We start from the raw sequence: 473 nt of genomic DNA, 5'->3' as shown, positions 1-473 counted from the left end.
ATGTATTACCCAATCAGCGCTATAATATAAAATCGATACAAACAAAAACTGTAGAGACGACAAAAAGCCAAACACCTTTGGGGTATTTAGCTAAAGTTTTTTACGCATTACCAGACTTTCTAACTTGCATGGAACAATTCTGTCCTTGGTGCGTGTGCCATCTTATATTCAATCAGACACGAAAGGTCAAGAGAATGATTATAATAAAAAAAAGCTATTATTGCAAGTGCAATAATAGCTTTTTGAAGGTTAGAAAACTTAAGTGCGAGAATTATTTCAATTCTACTGATGCGCCTGCTTCTTCTAATTTTTTCTTCAATTCTTCAGCTTCAGCTTTCGCTACGCCTTCTTTATCTGTTTGTGGTGCGCCTTCAACTAGGTCTTTAGCTTCTTTTAAGCCCAAGCCAGTGATTTCGCGAACTGCTTTAATAACAGCTACTTTCTTGTCGCCAGCGCCAGTTAATACAACGGTG

The 473-nt window shown here is 37.4% G+C and carries 1 protein-coding gene; it reads right to left on the bottom strand.

The window, feature by feature from the left end; genetic code table 11:
• Positions 1-271: 271 nt before the first annotated feature.
• Positions 272-473, bottom strand: a 202-nt coding sequence (gene rplL / locus M3175_RS25915) for a 50S ribosomal protein L7/L12 (RefSeq protein ID WP_251524565.1), incomplete at its 5' end; no start/stop codon positions are given.

The organism is Robertmurraya korlensis (assembly GCF_023715225.1).
Classification (GTDB): domain Bacteria; phylum Bacillota; class Bacilli; order Bacillales; family Cytobacillaceae; genus Robertmurraya_A.
This window is presented reverse-complemented; position numbering and strand designations above follow the sequence as displayed.